Raw genomic sequence first — 17,457 nt, forward strand, 5'->3', positions numbered from 1 at the left:
CCGCCAGAGCGCGACGACAGGAGTCATACAACAACATGTCCACTACCACTACCCCTTCAGCTCCCTCTGCCAACACCGAACAGACCCAGCAGATTCTGGATAGCCTCGCCCTGCGCGTCGATGGCAAGCGCCTGTGGGACGCGCTGATGACATTGGCCGAGATCGGCGCGACGCCCAAGGGCGGCAACTGCCGTCTGGCCCTGACCGAAGAAGACCGCGCCGGCCGCGAGCTGGTCACCGGCTGGCTCGAGGCCGCTGGCCTGACACTGCGCGTCGACGAGATCGGCAACATCTTCGCCCGTCGCCCGGGCCGCAATGACAACCTGCCGCCGGTCGCCACCGGCAGCCACATCGACACCCAGCCCACCGGCGGCAAGTTCGACGGTTGCTACGGCGTGCTGGCCGGCCTGGAAGTCATGCGCGTGCTGGATGAGCGCGGCATCGAGACCGAAGCCCCGCTGGAAGTGGTGATCTGGACCAACGAGGAAGGCAGCCGCTTCGTGCCGGTGATGATGGGGTCCGGCGTGCATGCGGGCTTGATCCCGCTCGAGAAGGCCCTGGCCGCCACTGATCGTGACGGCGACAGCGTTGCCGCGTCACTGGCGCGTACCGGCTATGCCGGCGACGTGCCGGTGGGCAGCCATGATTTCGGCGCCTATTTCGAGGCGCATATCGAGCAGGGCCCGGTGCTGGAACAGGAAGAGATCACCATCGGTGCCGTCACCGGCTCGCTGGGTCTGCACTGGTTCGACGTGGTGGTCAGCGGTCAGGAAGCCCACGCTGGCCCGACACCGATGCCCTACCGCCGCGATGCGCTCAAGACCGCCTGCGCGCTGGTCAGCGACATCCTGACGCTGGCCGATGCCTACCAGCCCAACGGTCGCGTCACCTGTGGCGAATTCAATGTGCATCCCAACTCGCGCAACGTGATTCCCGGCCAGGTGCGCTTCAGCGTCGACCTGCGTCACCTGGAACCGGCGGTGCTCGCCGAGATGCACGACCAGCTCAAGGCGCTGTGCCTCAAGTATCACGCCGCCAACCAGAGCGACAAGCAACGCGTGGACATCGAGCTGATCGAGGTCCAGCACATTCCGCCGACGCCCTTTGCGCCGGAACTGATCGAGATGGTGCGCAGCGCAAGTCAAGAGCTGGAACTCAGCTACCGCGACATGGAAACCGGCGCCGGTCACGACGCCGTGCAGATCGCCGGCATCAATCCGGTGGCGATGATCTTCGTGCCCTGCGAAGACGGCATCAGCCACAACGAGAGCGAGAACGCCGAACCGTCCGATCTCGAGGATGGCGCCAACGTCCTGCTGCTGGCGATGCTCAAGCGTGCCGGCATCGTCAGCACTGACACTGACGACGCCAATGCGACCCACAACACCGCGGAGAACGCCCAATGAGCACTGCCACATCCGCCCCGCTGACGCATGCCGACTGGCAGCAACGCGCCGCCGCGCTGACCTTCGAGACGCGTGCCTTCATTGATGGCGCCTATACCGAAAGCACCGGCTGCGACACCTTCCCGGCCTACAATCCGGCCACCGGCGAAGTGCTGGCGCATATCACCGCCTGCACCGAGCAGGACATCGACCGCGCCGTGATGGCCGCGCGTCGCGCCTTCGAATCCGGTGTCTGGTCGCGTCAGTCCCCCCAGGCCCGCAAGGCCGTGCTGCAGCGCTTTGCCCAGCTGATCAGCGACAATGCCGAAGAACTGGCCCTGCTGCAGACGCTGGAAATGGGCAAGCCGATCGGCGACAGCCTGGGCTTTGATCTGGCGGAAACCGCGCGCTCGGTGGCCTGGTACGCCGAGGCCATCGACAAGCATTACGACGAGATCGCGCCTACCGGCGAGAACGTGCACGCCACCATCACCCGTGAAGCGCTGGGCGTGGTCGCGGCGGTGGTGCCGTGGAACTTCCCGCTGATGATCGCCTCCTGGAAGTTCGCGCCGGCGCTGGCGCTGGGCAACAGCGTGGTGCTCAAGCCGGCCGAAGCCTCAAGCCTGAGTGCGCTGCGTCTGGCGGCACTGGCCGATGAAGCCGGCATTCCGGCGGGCGTATTCAACGTCACGCCGGGCCTGGGCGCGGTGGCGGGTCAGGCGCTCGGCCTGCACATGGAAGTCGATGCGCTGGCCTTCACCGGTTCCACCGCGACCGGCAAGCGCTTCATGCGCTACGCCAGCGACTCCAACCTCAAGCGTGTGTGGCTGGAGTGTGGCGGCAAGTCACCGCATATCGTGTTCGCCGATTGCCCGGACCTGGACCAGGCCGCACGCGCTGCCGCCGATGCCATCTTCATCAATCAGGGCGAAGTCTGCATCGCCGGTTCGCGCCTGTATGTCGATGAGGCCATCTTCGATGACTTCATGCCGCGCCTGATCGCCTGCGCCCGCGCCATGCCGGCCGGTGATCCGCTCGACCCGGCCACGCGCATGGGCGCACTGGTCAGCGCGGACCACCACGAGAAGGTGCTCGGCTTCGTCGAGACGGCGCTCTCGGAAGGCATGACGCTGCACCAGGGCGGTCAGGCGATCGCGCCCAGCGACGCCACCGCCGGCGGCTGGTATCTGGAGCCGACCATCGTGGAAGGCGGCCAGAACAGCACCGTGATGCGCGAGGAAATCTTCGGCCCGGTGCTCGGCGTGACCCGCTTCAGCGGCGAGGAAGAGGCCATCGAACTGGCCAATGATTCCATCTACGGGCTGGGCGCTGGTCTGTGGACCCGCGACCTGGCACGGGCCCATCGTGTCTCGCGGCGTCTCAAGGCGGGTCTGGTGTGGGTCAACTGCTACGCCGATGGCGATATCAGCGTGCCCTTCGGTGGCGTCAAGCAGTCCGGTTTCGGGCGCGACAAGTCACTGCACGCGCTGGACAAGTACTCCGACCTGAAGACCACCTGGATCAATCTCGCCTACTGAGGGCTGTGACGACCCACCCACCATCGGCACCGCTGCCATCCTATGTTGCAGGAGGCAGCGGTGCCGATGGTGGTCGTCGAGAAATGGGGCTTGAAACTGAAATTCGGTCTAGACGGTCTCGCCCGTGCCCTCGCCCTCATTCTCGTCGGACATGGGCCGTTCAGCATCAGGATCGGCATGCACGGCGGCAAGCGGGTCGCGACTGGCCGGCACACCGTCGGCTGCGGCAGAGGCCGCGGCGGGCTGCATTTCCAGCCCGCGATGCAGACGCTCTTCCAGCGGCACCTTGGCCAGCGCGTTGTGCATGAAGTTGACGAAGGTGGATTCGGCGGCACTGAAACGTGCCTCGCGGTGCCACATCAGGTGCAGGTCGATATCGGCCACGCCACCGTAGGGCGGCAGGGGCCACAACTCTCCTTCCGCGACTTCACGGCGCACGATGTGCTCGGGCATGCAGCCGATGCCCCAACCGGCCAGCACCATGCGGCGGATTTCCTGCAGGCTGCTGGACTGACCGATCACCGGGCCCTGCACGCCTTCGCGGGCACGGAACATCGCCAGCGGTGACAGCACGCCATCCAGCTGCTCACTGCCAAAGGAGACATAGCGTTCATTGCGCAGCGCATCCATCGGCAGGTTCTGCTGGCCGAACAACGGATGCATGCGACCACAGAAGTAGCGGTAATTCTGGCGCGCCAGCACCTGGGACATCAGCTGTTCAGGCGTCTGCTGGGCCAGACAGATACCCAAGGCCCCCTGGCGCTGCAGCAAGCCCTGCTGCACCTCGTGACTGGACATTTCCTGGATCGAGAAGGTGACCTGGGGGAAACAGCGGTGAAAGCGTGCGAACACGCTATCAAGGAAACGGCATTCAATGCCGGTGATGAACAGGAGCGAGACATGTCCGGAAATCTCCGTATGACTATTGCCCACCTCAGAGGCGAGTCGCGCCACATTGGCGTAGATCTCCACCGCCTCGCGATAGACCACCTGCCCCGCCCCGGTCACGCGAAAACTGTGACTGTCCCGTTCGATAAGACGCTGCCCCAGGCGCTCTTCCAGGCGCTTGAGTGACAGACTCACCGCTGGCTGTGACAGGTAGAGACGCGCCGCGGCCCGACTGACGCTTTCCTCCTGGACGATGACGATGAATGTTCTCAGCAGGTTCCAGTCCAGCGTGTCATGTATGGGTCGCATGGCGATTGTTCCTGTCCCGAAAGTGGCGCGACCGGCAAGAGCGCAATGAAACGCACTCCCGGTGGTGCGCCAGATGGTAATAAAGTCAGCACCGCGTCACCAACGTCTGCCCTCGAGTGATATATTCCCCTTCGCTCAAGACACTAATGACGATCAATACAATATCAATAAAGCGGAAAACACGACGATGTTCGATACCCGAGAAACCTTCATTCTCTCGATCATGATCATAGCATGTGGCGTATTTCTGATGGGGCTTTCGCTCTATTTCTTCCGCCGCATCAAGACCTATGATGATTACAATGTCGCAGGCCGTTCCACCTCGACCTTCCCGCTGATCTGTACGCTGATCGGTACCGCCGTCGGCGGTTCTACCCTGCTGGGCTTCGTCTCCAAGGGCTACACCTTCGGCATGGGCCAGCTGTGGCTGCCGGTGGGCATGACCTTCGCAGGCATTGCGCTGTACTTCTTCATCGGCAAGATCCACGCCGAGGGCGAGCGCCTCAACATGGTGACCCTGGCCGACTTCCTGGTCAGTCGCTTTGGCGAAGGCGTCAGGGTGCCGACGCTACTCAGTATCCTGTGTGCCTACGCGGCCATCACCGGCATGCAGTTCGTGGCCGTGGCCACGGTGCTCAAGCTGGTGTTCGGCCTGGCATTGCCGGTGGGCATCCTGCTGACCTGGGCACTGCTGACCGCCAAGACATGGCTGGGCGGCCTGATGGCGGTCATCTGGTCAGATGCCATCCTGGGCACCCTGCAGACCCTGGGCATCTTCTTCCTGCTGGTCACCGTCTACTACGCCAGCGGCAGCTGGGAGTTCATCAGCGCGGCCCCCATGCCCGAAGGCAACCCTGACTTCCTGAGCCTGACCGGCATTTCCGGGCATGAACTGGCGGTCTACATGCTGACCATCGGCGCCTATCAGTTCGTGCGCCAGGACCTGTGGCAGCGCTTCTGGGCCGCGCGCAGCCTCAAGGCGGCACGCACCGGCTACGCCGTCGCCATCGTCTTCACACTGCTGGTCGGCGGTGCCGTGGTCCTGATCGGCGCCTTCGCCAAGCTGGGGCTGGATATCGCGGTCGCCAATCCGGACCTGTCCTTCTACGCCATCATCAAGGCCACCCTGCCGTTGCCGCTGATGGTCAGCATGGTCGTCGTGCTGCTGGCGACCATCATCTCGTGCGCGGATTCGTTCTTCATCGCCGGTGCGTCCTCCATCGCCAATGACATCATCAAGCCGCGCATGAAGGGCCGCGATGATGCCTTCATGCTGCGCATGAGCCGCCACTCGGTAGTCGCCATGTCCTTGATTTCGCTGGGCCTGGCGCTCTATGCCCCGCGTCTGCTCGATATCTGGATTCTCGGCAGCGCGATGCTGGTCTGCGGTGTGCTGGTGCCGACGGTGGTCGCGCTGTGCCGTCGCACGCCAGACCCGCGTGGCGGGGTGATCATGATGTGGGGCGGGCTGGCCACCGCCGTGCTGTGGCAGGTGCTGGGCCATCCCTTCGGCCTGCACCCGGTGATGATCGGCCTGCCGGTCTCGCTGGCACTGATGCCGCTGGCGCTGCGCAAGCCGAGCCTGAGCCTCTCGACCGAGTCTGCGGCGCGCTGACTGACCGAACTGACTTGGCGAGCTGACTGACTGAGAGAACAGTTGCGCTCAGTGCTTATCAAGTAGTGATGTACCACCCGAAAGCCCCCGTTGCCGATGACCACTTGAGAGCATCGGCAACAGGGGCTTTGCTGTGTTCAGGATCCATCGCTCTGCGGTTTTCCTGCGCGCCACTCTGATAGCCATTCTGCTGGTCACCATGATGGCCATTCCGATGACCATTCTGCTGACCGAGCAGATGCCTTCAGGCAGGTTTTTCGTGAGCGACTGCCGACTATCCTTGCGACGACTTGGCTGCCTTTTCTGTCATCAATCGGCCAATTTCTCATCGGAATCCCCGCATGTTGTCACCGCGCAATACACACATGTTTTCTTACATAAATTTGGCAAATACTGCGTATTGAAATTTGAAAGCCCAAAAGGCTGATGATTCGTTGACCGCGAAGGGAGGGCCTCATAGATTGAAGGCGTACCATCACAACAAGAAGCAGGGACAGGTACCGCATGCATCTCCCGGACGCAGCATCATGGTCACGAGAAGTCCCGCATGCACTGCCCCGCTCACAATAACGATAACGTGGATACTGCTATGAAAACCCTCAAGCCCGCTCTGTTGCTCCCGCTGCTCGCTCTCCTCCCGGCCACCCAGTCCATGGCCACCGAATTGCGCATGCTGTCCAGTTACGACCAGACCACTGCCTACTCCCGCGAGATTGCCCAGCGCTTCATCAAGGAAGTCGAAGCCAACAAGGCCGCCGACCTCACCATCAAGCTGACCGGCCCGGATGTGGTGCCGCCCTTCGAGCAGCTGCAGCCTGTCGCGGCCGGTGTCTTCCAGCTGCTGTATACCCACGCCGCTTATCACACCAACACCACCGGCGTCGGCGCCGCGATGGATGGCGTGGCGGTGAATCCGGAACAGACGCGTGAATCCGGCCTGTGGGACATGGTCGATGAGCACTACAACGGCCTGGGCCTCAAGCTGATCGCGATTCCGCCGCTGGGCAGCCACGGCTTCCAGTACGTGCTGAAGGAGCCGATCACCGGTACGCCGGGTCTGGATGGCCGCCGTCTGCGCGGCAGCCCCACCTATACCAACGTCACCAAGGGCCTGGGCGGTACGCCGGTGCTGATGTCCAGTGGCGATGTCTATTCCGCGATGGACCGTGGCGTGATCGACGGCGCGGCCTGGGGCCTGAATGGCGTCAAGGACATGGGCTGGCAGGAAGTCGCCGGCTACTACTCCAAGCCGACCTTCGGTCAGACCTACAACTTCGTGCTGATGAACCTGAACGCCTTCAACACCCTGTCGCCGGAACAGCAGCAAGTGCTGCTCGACGAAGGGCGTGAGCTGGAAACCGAGATCGTCCCGATCCTGGATGAGCTGGCAGTCGAAGAGTGGAAGGCGCTGGACGAAGCCGGCATGCAGCCTACCGAATTCGCACCGGAAGACGCCGAGCGTCTGGATGCCCTCGTCACCGACGGTATCTGGCAGCTGGGCATCGACAAGACCCCGGACACGGTGACCGCCATGCGTGAACTGGCGATCGAGAAGAACCTGACCACCGTCAGCGAGTAAGGAATCCACCATGCTAACCCTGCTTGCACGTGTGCATGACGGCGTGACGCGAGCAGGCTTCCTTCTGGGCGGTGTCACCTTGTGTGGCATCGTCCTGTGCTTCTGGCTGGAAGTCATCGCGCGCTACTTCTTCAACTCTCCCACCCTGTGGTCCGGCGCGATGGTGGCTTACCTGCTATGCCTCTCGATTTCGCTGGCAACGCCGGAACTGGCACGCACCCATGGCCATATCGCCATCACCGTGCTGCCGGAGCGCCTCGGCCCTGCCGCGCGCGCCTTCTATGATCGTCTCCTCGCCCTGGTGACCGGCGCCGTCTGCGCCGTGGCCGGTTGGATCTGCGTGCAGGAAAGCCTGCGTCAGTTCAATTACCACACCACCACCGCCATGGGCCTCGACATTCCCAAGTACTGGGTCTCCAGCTTCATCGCCTACGCGATGATCAGCGCCGCCCTGTACTTCCTGCGCCACGCCTTCACCCGCGCGACGCCCCCGGCTACCGCCGCCAGAAAAGGACCCTGAGTCATGGAATGGTATACTTCTCTGGGCCTGGCCATCGCCTTGCTGATGGGCCTGTTTGCCCTCGGCATTCCCGTCTTCGCCGCCTTCCTGACCATCAACGTGCTCGGCACGCTGTGGTTGATGGGCACCGCCGGTTTCGGCATGTTCGCCAACAGTGTCTACGACAGCATGACCTCGGAGACGCTGACCACCATCGCGCTGTTCGTGCTGATGGGGGAGCTGCTGTTCCGCTCCGGCTCCATCGATGTGATCTTCGACTCGCTGGATGCCCTGATGGGCCGCATGAAGGGTCGCCTCTACTTCTTCGTCGTCGCCCTTTCGACGCTGTTCGGTGCCCTGTCCGGCTCGGCGCTGGCCGTGACCGCCATGCTCAGCCGCTCGGCGCTGCCGACCATGCAGGAGCGCGGCTATGACGACAGGCTCTCCATCGGCCTGATTCTGGGCGGTGCGAGTCTCGCGCCGATCATCCCGCCGAGCCTGTTGGTGATCATCATCGGCTCGATGGTGGATGTCTCCATCGCACGCCTTCTGATCGCGGGTATTCTGCCCGGTATCCTGCTCGCCGCACTCTTCATCCTCTACGTGAAGGTGCGCATCACGATGGACCCGCGCCGTGCGCCGCCCGTCGATGAAAGCGGTGGCGGCACGGCCCAGGAAAAGCGCCGCGCCGTGATCAACATGCTGCCGTTCACCATCATCATCTTCGCCGTGCTCGGCCTGATTCTGCTCGGCATCGCCACGCCGTCCGAATCCGCCGCCACTGGCGTACTGGGCTCGCTGGTAGTCGCGGCCTACTACCGCAAGTTCTCGTTCAAGATGGCCGGCGAGGCGGTGATGTCCTCGCTCAAGGTCAGCACCATGATCATCCTGATCCTGGCGTGTTCGAAGCTGTTCTCGCAGCTGTTGAGCTTCACCGGCGCCACCAGCGGTCTGGTGAGCAGCGTGACCGGGCTGGATCTCGACCCGGTGTGGATGCTGCTGATCCTGATGTTGATTCCGCTGATCGCCTGCATGTTCATCGACCAGATCGCCTTCATGATGGTGGTGATTCCCATCTACGCGCCGCTGGTCAAGCTGTATGGCTTTGATCCGGTGTGGTTCTGGACGCTGTTCCTGATCAACATCTCGGTGGGCAGTCTGACCCCGCCCTTCGGCTACAACCTGTTCGCGGTGAAAGGCGCCGCCCCGGCGACGCCGATGCAGACCATCTACGCCGCGGCCTGGCCGATCGTCATCTGCTTCCTGTTCGCGATGCTGATGCTCTACTGGGCCCCGTGGCTGACGACCTTCCTGCCCAGCCTGATCTGACCGACCACGACGAGAGACTTCCATGTACCAACTCAATGACATGCCAGCGCAGGTCGCGCCTGAACGGCTGGAACAGCTCAAGCAGTGCGAGACGGCCACCATCGGCCACTTCCACACCCACGGCTTCGTCGAACCGGCGATTGCCAGCATGCTGCCCGAGGTGCGCATCGCCGGTACCGCCGTCACCGTCTCGCTGCCGCCGGAAGACGGCACCCTGCTCAACCACCTGATGCGCCTGGTGCGACCAGGCGATGTGCTGATCGTGCATCGTCAGGGCGATCGCCACCGCGCCTGCTGGGGCGGCGTGATGACGGAAGTCGCCTCGCGCCTCGGCGTGGCAGGCGTGGTGATCGACGGCATGGCCACCGATGCGCTGACCATTCGCGACAAGCAGTTCCCGGTCTGGAGTCGCGGTGTCGCCTCGCTGACCACCCGCTTCGCCGGTATCGGCGGCGCACTCAATGTGCCGGTCAGCATCGGCGGTGTCGTCGTCAATCCGGGCGATGCCATCCTCGCCGATGAAAGCGGCGTCATCGTGATGGCGCCCGAGGAAGTCTCGGCCATCGCCAGCCACGCCATCGAGGTGCAAGAAGCGGAAGAAGTGCTGCTGGCGAAGATCGCCGACGGCGCCTGCCTACCGGACCTCACCGGCTCCAGCAAGCTGATCGAGGAAGTGAACGCACGCGGCTGATCCACCCTTCTGATTCGCCCGCGAGACGCTGATTCTTTAGCGTGATGCTGAGTCTTTAGAGAGACGCTGAAACCAAAAAAGGCCACCAGATTGCTCTGGTGGCCTTTTTGGGTTCTGACACGGTCAGTATGACACGGTCGGTCGGACACGGTCAGTCCGACGCGGGCTGAGGGCTACCCATCACTGATGGGTGATCACCGCCTCACAGCTGACCGGAAAATTCAGCGAATTGGCGATGAAGCACAGCGCATGCGCTCGGTGGTGCAGCTCATGGGCGAGCGCGATATCGTCACCGGCGGCCAGCGTGATCTCGGGGCGCAGCACGATGGAGGTGAAGCGTCCCGCCTCGCCCTGGTTCTCTGTCTGAGTCTTGTCATCAGCGGCGGGCGCGCCTTCCTGCATCGTGCCCTCGGCGTGGTCGTGATAACTCATGACACGAATGCCGGCCTCAGCACACAGGTGCAGATACCACAGCTTGTGGCAGGCCGAGACCGAGGCCACCAGCATGTCTTCCGGATTCCAGCGGCCAGCGTCGCCCCGAAAGGCGGGGTCGGCGGAGCCTGCCAGGCTGGGCTTGCCACTGACACGGGCCACGAAATCACGCTCATAGGCGGTGTAATGGCGGGTGCCATCACCGCGATTGCCGGTCCACTCAAGTTCAACCGAATACTGGTGTCGTCTGGACATCGTTGTCTGCTGCTCTCTCACAAGGGAAACCGCGTGCGTCGCATGACGCGCAGTCTGATACTTCTGCCTGATTAGGCATCTGAACAGCGTCAGCACGCAAGAAGTCACCGTAGGCCGATGATAGGATTGAATCGATCGCACTCTGACAGGATGTCACGCATGGCGTTTGCCGTAACACGCTCCTTTGGGGCAATTCCCGGGCTGGCCGCCGCCGCCCTGACGCTCGGACTGGGCCTGAGCCTGGGCTTATGTCTCATTACCCCCGGTGCCTCGGCACGCGCCGAAGCCGCACAGTTTCGCCCCACGCCCAAGGTCATCAATACGCTGAGCAGTACCTACGGCTTCGTCATCGCCCAGGACATCACGCTGTCACGCATCGCCGATGAGTATCCCGGCCTCGCGCCGGATGCGGAGCTGGCCTCCGCCTACTTCAAGAATGCCTTCCCGAACATCACCCATCGTCTGGCGGAAAACCTCGCCACCCTGATGGGCAAGGACCACGCGCGAGAAGTGCTGGAGGGCATCCGCCGTCAGATAAAGAAGGAACTGGATTCCCAGCTGACCACCGACAAGCTGACCAGCGACTTCGCGGCCCGCTTCATCGAGGCCATTCATCTGCGTGCCCAAGGGGAATACCTGCCCTCACCGTTCAAGGAATTTCTGCTGGCGACCAAGTATCAGATCGAGCCGGTATACGAGCTGTACGACGGCTATTTTCAGGAATTCCACACCAAGGGCCACGCCAAGTCACAGGGCATCAACCTGGCGCTGCACTTGCCCGCCTCGTGGTCTGCCGCCGAGGGTCGCCTGCCGCATATCGTGCAGAAGTGGCAGAGTCAGGCGGGTACCGGCACCGACATGATCATCCTCGAGATCTATGATCTGCATGGCGACACCGTCAGCGACGCGCAGCTCAAGGTAATGGCCGCCACGGACCAACTGGCGCAATGGGCGCCCATCAACAGCCAGATGCTCGACTCCGGCCTGACCCGAGTGGATCACCGTCAGGTCTACTGGTTCGATATCGCCATGACACAACGACACCAGGGCACGCCCATCACCTCGCAGACCCGCGAATACGGTCTCTTCCTCGACGACAAGCTGATCCGCCTGCACTGCACCAGCTACCACCCCACCGCCGACGGCACCACCTACGCCAAAGCCAAGACAGACCTCGCCGTCGATGACAGCTTCAGCGAGATCAAGCCGTTGTGTGAAGGGGTGATGGGGAGTTTGGTGGTGATGGAGGCTGACTATAAACACCGGTAGTTAACTTAGCCCATGCAGCACTAATATTGAAAATCAAAAATTATCATTTAAATACCAATCTTTCAATGCTTGATAAAAACCTCTTTTCCAATGATTAGGTATCATATCAACATCTAAAGCTGGTTGTAACAATGTAGTAACGATGTCTTCATTATTAAAACCATATTCGCGCAACTTATTTGCTTGATTTATTATTGCCTGCAAATTATCCACTGCTTGCAATGAATAAATCTTATTTATATCAAATGCTACAAAATGCTGACTAACCCTTCCTTTATCTATATCGTTCCATTCCTCGGGTGGATCTACATAATAATGGATTACTCCAAGATCCCGCCCTACACCGTTAATTCGATACTCTGCAAATATCCACTGCTCATTAAAAAATTTATTATCATCAAGAAATGGATGAATAACTTGTTCTGCAGCATTCTCTGCAAGAGACTGGCCTTTTCCTACCATATTACAATCAAGACATGAAGGTATTAAATTTTGAGGGAGTATAGAATACTGAGGATAATATTTTTTTGCCAAATAATGATCTAAGTTCCTAGGTTTGCCGATTCCACCACAAAAAGGGCATCGCTCTTTAGCCAAGCTCATGATTTCATTATATATCTTTCTAGCCTCTGGCTTTTGCTTGTTTACAAAATACAAGTTGTAGAGTGAAATCAACTCCTTCTTATTCAGGCCCTCCAAAACAATAGGGTTTATGCCCATGCCATTCTTTAAAGGTACAATATCACTAAGCAATCCTCGCTCACCAAGTTCAGTATAATCTTCCGCCACCCTAGTTAACGAATACCTGCTAGAATCTAAGCGCTCTCTTAATCCATCATTGCCGGTAATTCCCGTCAAACAAATTTCTATAACTTCGGCATAAGAAAAACTCAAGCCTTCAATGCGCATCATTGAGCATCCCTCTCTCTCTTAGCCAAAAGCACTCTTAATATAGCTCGTCCTTCGAGTCCTAACTGCCCTCTATATTCTTTAATTATCTCCTCGTAACTAGCACCTTCGCCAACCGATTGTGCTAGTAAGGCATGAAATCCTGAACGAGCTACTTCTAAATTGAAAACCTCGGATGTTAAAACACCAACATTCTCACCAAAAGTCTCCATGGAAGGTCGTTCATGTGTAATACTATTTCCATTCCTATAAATCTTCCATACACATGATTTAGGAATGCCTTGCAAGACGACAGGGGAATGTGTTGCTAATATTGCTACTCCGTTTTTAACATAAAGCAAATCAGACAAAGACTTGATAAATAGTGATAGCAACGGAGGGTGAAGGTGGCTTTCAGGCTCATCTATTATAATTAAACTTTTATCCTCTACGGTAGCAACTAAACGTGCTAGTGTTAAAATTATAATCGCATGGCCTGAGCTCATTGTCTTCAATAATGGTAAAATATATCTATAATATGTATTAATAAATCTACGACTATCAGTAAAACTACGATCACGTAGAATCGTTTGGGAAAATATTTCTTCAACCTTTCTAAAACTGGATTCAAGGCGATTTATATCAATGTCTGCAAAACCTATGTCGTAACTTAAATTCTCAACCACACTACGCCAAAGTGTAGTTTTAGGCTCTCTAATAAAACAATTAACCAAGGACTCCGCACCCAACTTATAAAGATCTTCGATACTTCTATTACTCCCTAAACTAGACGTATCTTTAAGGCCTATATAGTAATAACATGTGCCTTTGGCTGGATCAGGTTGATCATTAAGAGGAGAGAATGGATCGAAAGCACTAAATGATACTGATATCAGCCTGCTGAAGTAATCTTTAGAAATAACTCTCTGTGAATCAGTATAGTTTTCATAAAAACGAGCACAAGTAGAACTAGGATCTATAACACTTGATATCATATCGTTAAGCAAAGTGGTTTTACCAATTCCATTTCGCCCTATTAAAGCATGGATATTTGTCGCAGGTTTTGAGTAAGCTATTACATCGAAATCTAGGCTTACACGACCACAATATTGAGTTTCGGGTCGCACAAACTTAAATTCATAGTTGGTACATTCAGAATTTCCTTGTAAAACACTTCTTAGCTGCCCTTTTAACATAGAAACACTGAATTCACGCAGCAATGATTTACTCAGAACATCTTCATTTCTATTTTCCTCGATGAGACTATTGTCAAATACTATATCTCGCAAGCTTTTCAAGATAGCTCTTGACTTATCGCCTCCTAAACTGGATATATTTCTATATAACTCAACGTCTTCACCTACGGAAAAGAACCTGTCCTCAAGATCAAACATTATACTGTCCAGCTCTGATATAGTCTTTTGATCCTCAGTCTGGCCTTTAAATCCTATTTTTATCCTCCCTAAATTTATCCTATTGCCATTCTCATCTATATACATCAAGCTAAACATAGTAAAAAAGGAATAGTCGTTCCAACTATCCTCAAACAAAACAATGCAATTAACTTTATTAACTAGAGGTATGCCCTTCCCTGAGGCAACATAAATAATCATAAGGCGATCCTTATTAAACCTACGCAAAATTACGTGATATATACTTACTCAACTTCCTCACCACCGACGGCTGACTGATTCCTGCCCTCTTCGCTATTGCATAGGTACTGGGCAGCTCGGCTGCCATCTCGCGTAGCCATTGTGCTTCGATGCGTGCCAGGCCTTCCTTGAGGGTTTCGTTGGGGCCGAGTTTTGGTATTGGCATGGCTACCGCCCCCTCAGCGGCAGGCTCTGAGAGGGAATTGGGACGATGAGAGTTATCGGCAGTGGTAAAACTTTCAGTAACGCCTATTCCATTAGATTTGTCATTACTGAAGCCAAATGAATTGCCTAGTCCATTAGCGTTATTCGTGGAACAAGTGTTGAGCAGTGTTTTCACTGAGTCGCTGTCGATAACATCACTGGGGGCGCTGAGCCAGGCGCGTTCCAGCCAGTTTTCCAGTTCGCGGATATTGCCGAGCCAGTCCTGGCGCATGAGGATGGGCCATAACGAGGCGTCGAGGAGCTTGCGGCGGCCGTGACGTTGATTGAGGCGGGAGAGGTGTTGCTCGATGAGGGCGGGAATATCTTCGCGGCGTTCGCGCAGCGGCGGCAGGCTGACGGGGAGCACATTGATGCGGTAGTAGAGGTCGAGGCGAAACTGGCCCTGCTCCACGCGGGCGGCGAGGTCTTGATTGGTGGCGACGACCAGGCGGAAGTCGGCGCGGCGGGTGGTGGTGTCGCCCAGGCGGGTGATCATCCCGTCCTGAATCACCTTGAGCAGCTTGGTCTGGGTGGCCAGCGGCAGCTCACCGATTTCATCGAGGAACAGGGTGCCGCCTTCGGCCTGCTCCATCAGGCCCGCCTTGCCACGGTTACCCGCGCCGGTGAAGGCACCGGCCTGATAGCCGAACATCTCGGACTCGAACAGGCTCTCGGGGATGGCGCCGCAGTTCACCTCGATGAAGGGGCCGTCGGCGCGTTGGCTCCAGCGATGCAGTTGATGGGCGAAGGCCGTCTTGCCGACCCCGGATTCACCCAGCATCAATACCGTGGCGTTGGTGGGCGCAACCCGCTTGAGCAGCAGCGCGATCTCGCGCATCACCGGGCTTCTGACCTGCAGCTCGCCCAGCTCCAGCGCGGCGTCTTCGCACTCGGCCTGCTCGCGCGCTGATTGTTCACGTTGCCGCTGTTCAGCCTGGCTCTGTGCATATTGCTCCGTGGCCTGGACTGATTGCCCTGCCCCCGCCGTTGCCCAATCGCTTTCTCCCTGGCTGACGCCGCCCAGCTCGCCACCGCGCGAATTGCGGCGCAGGTGATCACTGAAGCGCTGCTGGAGCACCGCGTATTCCTGCTGCAACAGCTGGATATCGGTGAGATCCATCGAGCGGCTGACCACGCACTCGAGCTTGCCCGCGACGAACACCGGATGCGCCTGCGCCACCACCCGCCGCCCGGTGGCGGTGAGCTGCATCATCTGCAGCGTGCGCCCCGTGCGCAGCACCTCCAGGCTGATGGAGGGCTTGAGCACGCCGCTGGCTTCCAGCTCATGCACGTTGGCGGCACACAACTCCTCGCGGGTCATGCCATAGACCGCCGCGGCGCCGGGGCTGACATCTGTCACCTGGCCATCCGCATTGACCACGAAGTAGTGATCATGAGCGGTGTCGATGATGGTCTTGAGAATCTGACGGTCGAGCTCTGACATGGCGGGCACCTCATGGTCGAGCCTGTGAATCGGGGCGGGGCTTTCCAGCGCTTCTTTCTATCGCTTCTTTCTAGCAGTTCTTTGTCGCACTGCGCTTGAAGACACTCTCGATGATGCCCGAATGTGATCCACAAATGAATCAGTGATCCATTTTTGAATCATTATCAGTGCGCTAGTGATCCAGAAATGAATCACTCAGACACCACCCTCAAATAAAATCCAATAAAATCAATTGACTAAAAATTGGCATGGTTACTGCAATGCTGGGGTATGCGCCAAGGAAGATCGCCGGCTTTCATGCCACCGTCCGGCCTGCCGATCAGGCGAACAATCACAATACCCCGCTCGCCGTCACGCTAGCGCGAGCGACTCAAGACCCTGGAGAGACAGATGAGCGAGTTCAATCAGCCGCTGGGCGGCAACGACATGCCACGTTTCGGCGGCCCGGCCACCATGATGCGTCTGCCGGCTCAGGAAACCGCGGAAGGCCTGGACGCCGCCTTCATCGGCATTCCGCTGGACATCGGTACCTCCAACCGTCCGGGCGCGCGTCTCGGCCCGCGCCAGATCCGTGATGAATCGCGCATGCTGCGCCCCTACAACATGGCCACCCGTGCCGCGCCCTTCGATAGCCTGCAGGTGGCGGACATCGGCGATGTGCCGATCAACACCTTCCACCTTCCCAAGAGCATGGACATCATCGAGCAGTTCTACGATGAGGTGCTGCGCCACGACTGCGTACCGCTGACGCTGGGCGGCGATCACACCGTCACCCTGCCGGTGCTGCGCGCCATCGCCAAGAAGCACGGGCCGGTCGGCCTGATCCACATCGATGCCCACGCCGACGTCAACGACCACATGTTCGGCGAGCCCATCGCCCACGGCACGCCGATTCGTCGCGCCCAGGAAGAAGGCCTGCTCGACAGCAATCGCGTGGTGCAGATCGGCCTGCGTGGCACCGGCTACTCCGCCGATGACTTCGACTGGTGCCGCCAGCAGGGCTTCCGTGTCGAGACCGCAGAAATGTGCTGGTTCAAGTCACTCGCGCCGCTGATGGCCGAAGTGCGCGACATGATGGGCGACCGCCCGGTGTACATCACCTTCGACATCGATGGCCTGGACCCCTCCGTCGCCCCCGGCACCGGCACCGTGGAAGCCGGCGGCCTGACCATGCCTCAGGGCATGGAGATCGTGCGCGGCGCGCGTGGCCTCAACATCGTCGGCGGTGACCTGATGGAAGTCTCCCCGCCCTACGACACCAGCGGCAACACCGCGCTGATGGGCGCGACCCTGCTCTACGAAATGCTGTGTGTACTGCCGGGCGTGCAACAGCGCGACTGATCCACGAACAACCCACGAATGACCCGCTGTCCTGCTGTACCCGCGCCGGGGGCCCGTCCCGCCCTCGGCGCACACAGAATCACCCGACACGATACGGCATGATGCATCACACAATGCTCGGCTAGAGCCTGACCATTAC

At 58.9% G+C, this 17,457-nt stretch carries 15 protein-coding genes; 10 read left to right on the forward strand and 5 right to left on the reverse strand.

The features are described from left to right. Window positions 1-35 precede the first annotated feature (35 nt). Together R2R70_RS04055 and R2R70_RS04060 are read left to right on the forward strand one after the other, a co-directional pair. The gene (locus R2R70_RS04055) at window positions 36-1,406 is read left to right on the forward strand and encodes a Zn-dependent hydrolase (RefSeq protein ID WP_410977333.1); all 1,371 of its coding nucleotides are present in this window, start codon (window positions 36-38) and stop codon (window positions 1,404-1,406) included. Beyond that, window positions 1,403-2,923: an aldehyde dehydrogenase gene (locus R2R70_RS04060; RefSeq protein ID WP_215822869.1), complete on the forward strand. Its 1,521-nt coding sequence runs from the start codon at window positions 1,403-1,405 to the stop codon at window positions 2,921-2,923. Before R2R70_RS04055 ends, R2R70_RS04060 begins: the two co-directional genes overlap by 4 nt. Before the next feature lie 108 nt (window positions 2,924-3,031). Here R2R70_RS04060 and R2R70_RS04065 read toward each other — a convergent pair whose 3' ends face one another. Continuing rightward, on the reverse strand, window positions 3,032-4,120 hold the full coding sequence (locus tag R2R70_RS04065) for a LysR family transcriptional regulator (protein ID WP_410977334.1): 1,089 nt from the start codon (window positions 4,118-4,120) through the stop codon (window positions 3,032-3,034). A gap of 187 nt (window positions 4,121-4,307) precedes the next feature. On the opposite strand from R2R70_RS04065, the gene R2R70_RS04070 reads away from it, so the two are divergent. The 6 genes from R2R70_RS04070 to R2R70_RS04095 all read left to right on the forward strand — a co-directional run bounded on the left by R2R70_RS04070 (window position 4,308) and on the right by R2R70_RS04095 (window position 9,833). Next, on the forward strand, window positions 4,308-5,735 hold the full coding sequence (locus R2R70_RS04070; RefSeq protein WP_192838900.1) for a sodium:solute symporter: 1,428 nt from the start codon (window positions 4,308-4,310) through the stop codon (window positions 5,733-5,735). A gap of 133 nt (window positions 5,736-5,868) precedes the next feature. Continuing rightward, window positions 5,869-6,162 (forward strand): hypothetical protein, encoded by a 294-nt coding sequence (locus R2R70_RS04075; protein WP_410977335.1) that lies wholly within the window; start codon window positions 5,869-5,871, stop codon window positions 6,160-6,162. 162 nt (window positions 6,163-6,324) lie between these two features. Further along, window positions 6,325-7,314: a TRAP transporter substrate-binding protein DctP gene (dctP, locus tag R2R70_RS04080; protein ID WP_043334967.1), complete on the forward strand. Its 990-nt coding sequence runs from the start codon at window positions 6,325-6,327 to the stop codon at window positions 7,312-7,314. Window positions 7,315-7,324: 10 nt separating this feature from the next. After that, the gene (locus tag R2R70_RS04085) at window positions 7,325-7,834 is read left to right on the forward strand and encodes a TRAP transporter small permease (RefSeq protein ID WP_052384734.1); all 510 of its coding nucleotides are present in this window, start codon (window positions 7,325-7,327) and stop codon (window positions 7,832-7,834) included. A gap of 3 nt (window positions 7,835-7,837) precedes the next feature. Further along, entirely contained in the window at window positions 7,838-9,142 is a 1,305-nt protein-coding gene (locus tag R2R70_RS04090; RefSeq protein ID WP_043334963.1) for a TRAP transporter large permease subunit, read from the forward strand. 22 nt (window positions 9,143-9,164) lie between these two features. Next, window positions 9,165-9,833, forward strand: coding sequence for an RraA family protein (locus tag R2R70_RS04095; protein WP_131432145.1), 669 nt, complete (start codon window positions 9,165-9,167; stop codon window positions 9,831-9,833). Between the two features lie 180 nt (window positions 9,834-10,013). On the opposite strand, the gene R2R70_RS04100 is transcribed toward R2R70_RS04095, so the two are convergent. Continuing rightward, window positions 10,014-10,520, reverse strand: a complete 507-nt coding sequence (locus R2R70_RS04100) for an OsmC family protein (protein ID WP_410977336.1) — start codon at window positions 10,518-10,520, stop codon at window positions 10,014-10,016. Between the two features lie 159 nt (window positions 10,521-10,679). Here R2R70_RS04100 and R2R70_RS04105 point away from each other — a divergent pair, with 159 nt between their 5' ends. Then, window positions 10,680-11,789 (forward strand): hypothetical protein, encoded by a 1,110-nt coding sequence (locus R2R70_RS04105; RefSeq protein ID WP_410977337.1) that lies wholly within the window; start codon window positions 10,680-10,682, stop codon window positions 11,787-11,789. 33 nt (window positions 11,790-11,822) lie between these two features. Here the strand turns inward: R2R70_RS04105 and R2R70_RS04110 are convergent, their stop codons facing one another. From R2R70_RS04110 to R2R70_RS04120, 3 genes are read right to left on the reverse strand one after another with little or no spacing between them, the layout of a single operon-like run. Next, window positions 11,823-12,701 (reverse strand): hypothetical protein, encoded by an 879-nt coding sequence (locus R2R70_RS04110; protein WP_410977338.1) that lies wholly within the window; start codon window positions 12,699-12,701, stop codon window positions 11,823-11,825. Further along, a complete protein-coding gene (locus R2R70_RS04115) occupies window positions 12,698-14,290 on the reverse strand; it encodes an AAA family ATPase (protein ID WP_410977339.1) in 1,593 nt (530 codons plus the stop codon). Before R2R70_RS04115 ends, R2R70_RS04110 begins: the two co-directional genes overlap by 4 nt. 19 nt (window positions 14,291-14,309) lie before the next feature. Further along, window positions 14,310-15,977 (reverse strand): sigma-54 interaction domain-containing protein, encoded by a 1,668-nt coding sequence (locus R2R70_RS04120; RefSeq protein WP_410977340.1) that lies wholly within the window; start codon window positions 15,975-15,977, stop codon window positions 14,310-14,312. Window positions 15,978-16,367: 390 nt separating this feature from the next. On the opposite strand from R2R70_RS04120, the gene speB reads away from it, so the two are divergent. Further along, window positions 16,368-17,318, forward strand: coding sequence for an agmatinase (gene speB / locus R2R70_RS04125; RefSeq protein WP_054556970.1), 951 nt, complete (start codon window positions 16,368-16,370; stop codon window positions 17,316-17,318). The last annotated feature ends 139 nt before the right edge of the window (window positions 17,319-17,457 follow it).

The sequence above is a fragment of the Cobetia sp. SIMBA_158 genome (assembly GCF_046566945.1).
GTDB classification, from domain to species: domain Bacteria; phylum Pseudomonadota; class Gammaproteobacteria; order Pseudomonadales; family Halomonadaceae; genus Cobetia; species Cobetia amphilecti.